The sequence below is a fragment of the Chitinophagales bacterium genome, from assembly GCA_020636535.1.
Taxonomy (GTDB): Bacteria; Bacteroidota; Bacteroidia; order Chitinophagales; family JADIYW01; genus JADJSS01.
Map to the genome: position 1 here is coordinate 1 of JACJXT010000005.1, position 4,762 is coordinate 4,762.

Genomic DNA, 4,762 nt, shown 5'->3' on the forward strand with positions numbered 1-4,762 from the left:
TTGGAAAGACAAAGGCTATTTTGTTATTAATTTAATTAGAGTAACACCAATCGGACTGCCTGATTATATTGCACTAAAGCCGAATGAAGTAATATTTATAGAAAGTAAGGAAACGTGGGACAGACTATCTGAATTGCAAAAAATACGATTAGAAATGCTAAATAAAATAGGCTTTACTTGCTATGTTAATTTTGATAAGTATATTAAATAATTATTAAGGATTAAAAAAGTACTTGATAATTCAAAACTAAATAACTAATTTTACAAAAAAATTAATCAATGGAAAAGGTAACAAAAGAAATGCGAGAGGCACTAAGAATGCCACTACCAGTAGGGGCGGTAACTAAGCACCCAACAAAAACTTTTTTAAGTTCAATTAAAGCTATTTATGTAACTGAACGACTGAATGATGTGTTTGGCGTTGGAAGTTGGCAGATAAAAGTTAATCACGTAACAACGACAGATAAGTCTATGGTCGTTGTAAAGGTAGAATTTTCGATACCTGAATATGGTATTTACTTTGAATGTTACGGTGGTAATGATAATGGAGGGGAAAATTCTAAAAACTTCGATTTAGGCGATGCTTATAAGGGTGCGACAACTGATGCCCTAACAAAAATAGGCTCGTATCTTGAAATAGGAATCGATGTATTTAAAGGATTGGGTAATACAGCTCCAGCACCACAGCAACAACCTAAAAAATGGCTAAATATAACCTATAGCAATGGAAGTGATACTAAAGAATGGTTAAATGTCATTACTGCGATAAATGAGAAAAAAATAACCACTATTGACGAAATAAAAAAATATTATAATTTGTCAAAAGAAGTGGAACAAAAAATAAATGAATTATGGAAATAATAAAAAAAATAGAAACGACAATGCCAGTTAAGGCTAATATAGATATCCTTGCTAATGAACTTACAGATGGAGTAGCGAGTGGTTTTGTTAATCCTTTAGAATTTTTGGTTAAAATAGAATTTCTTACAAAAGTACTTGAACAAGCAAAAAAGCAAGTAAAAGATTTAGCAGTTCAAAGTTTAAGTAGCAATGAAAGTTTATTTGGTGCTAAAATTGAACTCGCTGAAACAGGCGTTAAATACGATTACTCGCAGTCAGAGAGTTGGCAAAGTATTAAAGCACAAATCGAGCCTTTGGAAACTGAATTAAAGGCTATTGAGGAGCAAATAAAAATGGCTACTAAAATTGGAAAATCTTTTGTAGATGAAAGTACAGGAGAGTTAATTTCGCCAGTGCAAAAAACATCAACAGCTTCAATAAAAATAACTTTAGGAAAATAATTAAAAAATGTTTAATCAAATGTTACGGCATAGAATGTTGGCCGTTTATTTAAACGATATGAAAACATTATATTTTATAAAAGACATAAGAGGAAACGAGTTCTATGTTAGTGGCAGTTTTTAAATTCACACAATATGGAAAACCCAATTAAAGAAAACAGAATAGTAAAAGATAAAACTTTTGCTTTAAGACTTTTAGGATTTGCTTTAGATGTAGATTGTGCAGATGCTTGTTCTGAAGATGAAAAAGAAAGCATGATAAGTTATGCTACAAGTTTATTAAAATATCAAATTAAAACCGCAACTGAAAAAGATGAATTAGATTATTTAGAAAGATGTAATGCTAAAGAAAAGCTAAAAAAAGGATTAATGTTTTTAGGACATGGTATGGCTTAATTGGCAAAACTGACATATACAACGTGTTATATGCTGGGCGGACAAATTAGTAGAAACTTAATTAAATGAGCGAATGATAGTAAAAGAAAAAAATGGGGAGGGTTTTTTAGACCTTAGAATATGCGACAATTTAGAATTGATGGCAGAAATTAAAGATAATACAATAGACTTAATTTACTGTGATATACTTTACGGAACAGGCAGAAAGTTTGCAGACTACCAAGATTTAAAACCAATTAGAAGTGAAATTGAAAACCACTACATACCAAGAATAAAAGAAATGCACCGAATACTAAAATCAACAGGTAGTATTTACTTACAAATGGACGAAAAAATAGTCCATTGGATGCGTTGCATTATGGATGATATATTTGGATGTGATAATTTTAGGAATAATATTATTTGGCACTACAACAGGTGGACTGCTACAAGTAAAGATTTTCAAAAATTACACGATTGTATTTTAAGATACTCAAAAACAATCGAGTTTTTATTTAACATTGAATATAAGCAACATACAGAAAATACTAAAAAACGAAGAGAAAATAAACTTACAAGAGTTGAAAAAGGTAATAGAATTGAAGTTCCTTTTTGTGAAAAAGGTGTTCCGCAAAATGATGTTTGGTGCGACATACCATTTTTACCACCAAGTAGCAATGAAAGGAAACAAAGCCCATACGATACAATGAAGCCTAAAAAACTAATTGAAAGAATTATAAAAGCAAGTAGTAACGAAGGAGATTTAGTTGCAGACTTTTATAGTGGTAGTTTTACAACAGCAGAAGTTTGTAAAGATTTGAAACGTAACTTTATAGGCTGCGATATAAACCCCAATTGCCTTGAAAAGGCAAAAGAGCGTGGGCTTTTTTCTTTTACGGATTTAACCAAAAATGTTGATTAAATGCAGGAACTTAGCCTTGCATATAACTCTCAGATTGGCGAATAAATGTAGGACAAATGAGAAAACTAACAGAAATATTAAGATTTAGATTTGACAAAGAGGTAGCTGATATTTTAAAACAACTACCTAAAAAATCAGAGTTTGTAAGAATTGCAGTTAGAGAGAAAATGGAAAGAGAAAATTTAATTAAAAAAATAAAAACTCCTTATTAATAAAATATCAATCAAAACACAATTTAAAGAGCAAATATGCGTATATTTATAAAAATTATAATATGATAGAGGGAACAGCAACGGAAATATTAATGATAATAAGTAAAGAAAGAAACTGGTATAGGGGTTTGATTTCTCCAGCTTTAGCATCGAGCTACAAAAAACAATTAAAAGACGGTAAGTTGCTAAATGCAACAGCTGAAAAAATGCTTTACAAATTAGGATACAGAAAAAAAAGAAAAGAACAATGGTATTTAAAGTAGAAGAAAAATTTAGAATTATGTTTGGAATTAAGCGGACTTATACCACTAAAATTGATACGAATAAACAATGTCAAACATATTAAAAATATTCATACAAACTTACAAAAACCGTTCTTTTTTCAATACTTTGTTATGCGTTCGCCTTGCTTTTTGTGTTGATTTTCAATAAGTTAGAAAATATTTAAAAAAAATCAAAAATACTTTGAAAAAAGTTTGCAGTTATAAAAATAGGTTGTATATTTGTATCAATAAAACAGCAATAAAATGAAAACAATAATTTTCAAATCAGAGAAAAAAGCAAAGGTTTACGAAATCCGTTCTGCTAAAAATCAAGGAATTTACAAAGCAGGTGAACTTATTAGAACTGTAAAAACTGACAACATAAACGAATTATTAAACGATGGACAATACGAAGTTACAGCAGCTGAAATTAAGGTTGCTTAAAATAGAAAGTGAACTATCCACTTGCAGAACTTCGGTTATGCAAGATGGATGGCAAACGCAAAGGCACGCTAAAAAATCTCGTAAATGGGATATTTTGGCACAAAGAAAAATGGATTTAATCCAACAAATTGATGAAATAGAAGATTCACAATCCTTAATGGATACAAACTATTTGTATAATGGAAGATTCACACAAAAAAGCAACTAAAATGATTATTAAGTTGCAGGATAAAAACGCTAAATTAAGAATTGCAATCCTCAAATTAACAACTTTGTGCGACAGAACAAAACAGCATCTTGTTAGTGAAATTTGGGCTCAACAAATAGGATATGCAAAACAAATCATTGAAGAAACAGAAAAGTAAAGGCGGTAAACGTGTTGGCTCGGGGCGTAAGAAAGCAAACTATCAAACCAAAACTATTGCTTTCCGTGTCCGTGTCGAATGGATAGATGTAATAAAGTCAACGGTAAAAGCTAAGGTTGCGGAGTTGTCGCAAAATAGCCGCTAACGTCCCGACAGCTTTGTGCAGTTTGGGGATAGAAAGTACAAATGTTCAATTTAAAAACTAAGTTCAAAATGGAAGATAAAGTTCAGGTTAGCAATTCAGCCCAAATTGCACAAAACTGTTTGTTACCAGAAGTGCCTTTGTCAGACACTGAATTGGTAGCAAAATGTTCGGAATGGATTTCTAAATTATGTGAGAGTGGTGGCAAGGCTTGGTCTTTGCGTGTGCCAATAGATTTTAAACACGACCCAGACGTTTTGTTCAGTGAACTTATTAAAAGGTTTGAAGCAAGCCGTAAGCGTGTCCGCTGGCATTGATGCTAACGTTTTCGGGCTTTGTGTCCGTTGGCGATTTAAACCACAAATGTTAAATTGAAAAATAAAACTTGATATGAGCAAAAAAGATGAATTGAAAAACGAAACCGCCAATAGCGGCAATACTTTGTTAAATGAAGTTTGCTGTTTCGGAGATATTGAGCAAGGAAAGTTTTTTATTTATGAAGATGTAATGTTGTGCCGATTTGGATGTTATGGGATGGGTATAGATGCAAATGGAACTGTTGCTAAAAAACTTTCCGATGATACGGAAGTTGTTAAAGCAAATTTCGTTTAACGTTGAGCATATACGAAGGCAGGGATTAGAAGTACTACTGTCGATGTCAGCACAAAAGTTTAATAAGTGTACTTCTGTTGGTTTTAGCATATCAGCCCTGCTTTTGCCAATATAATGTTGGGCGTA

At 31.6% G+C, this 4,762-nt stretch carries 12 protein-coding genes; all 12 read left to right on the top strand.

From position 1 onward, the window contains the following. On the top strand, positions 1 to 211 hold a 211-nt coding region (locus tag H6553_00185), incomplete at its 5' end, for a VRR-NUC domain-containing protein (GenBank protein MCB9032232.1). Between the two features lie 68 nt (positions 212 to 279). Further along, entirely contained in the window at positions 280 to 861 is a 582-nt protein-coding gene (locus tag H6553_00190; GenBank protein ID MCB9032233.1) for a hypothetical protein, read from the top strand. Next, on the top strand, positions 852 to 1,301 hold the full coding sequence (locus H6553_00195; protein ID MCB9032234.1) for a hypothetical protein: 450 nt from the start codon (positions 852 to 854) through the stop codon (positions 1,299 to 1,301). The genes H6553_00190 and H6553_00195 overlap by 10 nt, the downstream gene beginning before the upstream one ends. A gap of 135 nt (positions 1,302 to 1,436) precedes the next feature. Beyond that, a complete protein-coding gene (locus tag H6553_00200) occupies positions 1,437 to 1,697 on the top strand; it encodes a hypothetical protein (GenBank protein MCB9032235.1) in 261 nt (86 codons plus the stop codon). Between the two features lie 73 nt (positions 1,698 to 1,770). After that, a complete protein-coding gene (locus H6553_00205) occupies positions 1,771 to 2,598 on the top strand; it encodes a site-specific DNA-methyltransferase (protein MCB9032236.1) in 828 nt (275 codons plus the stop codon). A gap of 56 nt (positions 2,599 to 2,654) precedes the next feature. Next, positions 2,655 to 2,810, top strand: a complete 156-nt coding sequence (locus H6553_00210; protein MCB9032237.1) for a hypothetical protein — start codon at positions 2,655 to 2,657, stop codon at positions 2,808 to 2,810. A gap of 62 nt (positions 2,811 to 2,872) precedes the next feature. Next, complete coding sequence (locus H6553_00215) at positions 2,873 to 3,073, top strand: hypothetical protein (GenBank protein ID MCB9032238.1); 201 nt, start codon at positions 2,873 to 2,875, stop codon at positions 3,071 to 3,073. Positions 3,074 to 3,337: 264 nt separating this feature from the next. Further along, positions 3,338 to 3,517, top strand: a complete 180-nt coding sequence (locus H6553_00220; protein MCB9032239.1) for a hypothetical protein — start codon at positions 3,338 to 3,340, stop codon at positions 3,515 to 3,517. Positions 3,518 to 3,554: 37 nt separating this feature from the next. Then, positions 3,555 to 3,725, top strand: a complete 171-nt coding sequence (locus tag H6553_00225; GenBank protein MCB9032240.1) for a hypothetical protein — start codon at positions 3,555 to 3,557, stop codon at positions 3,723 to 3,725. Next, complete coding sequence (locus H6553_00230) at positions 3,697 to 3,882, top strand: hypothetical protein (protein ID MCB9032241.1); 186 nt, start codon at positions 3,697 to 3,699, stop codon at positions 3,880 to 3,882. The genes H6553_00225 and H6553_00230 overlap by 29 nt, the downstream gene beginning before the upstream one ends. A 213-nt stretch (positions 3,883 to 4,095) precedes the next feature. Next, entirely contained in the window at positions 4,096 to 4,341 is a 246-nt protein-coding gene (locus H6553_00235; protein ID MCB9032242.1) for a hypothetical protein, read from the top strand. Between the two features lie 73 nt (positions 4,342 to 4,414). Further along, positions 4,415 to 4,636: a hypothetical protein gene (locus tag H6553_00240; GenBank protein ID MCB9032243.1), complete on the top strand. Its 222-nt coding sequence runs from the start codon at positions 4,415 to 4,417 to the stop codon at positions 4,634 to 4,636. Positions 4,637 to 4,762 lie beyond the last annotated feature (126 nt).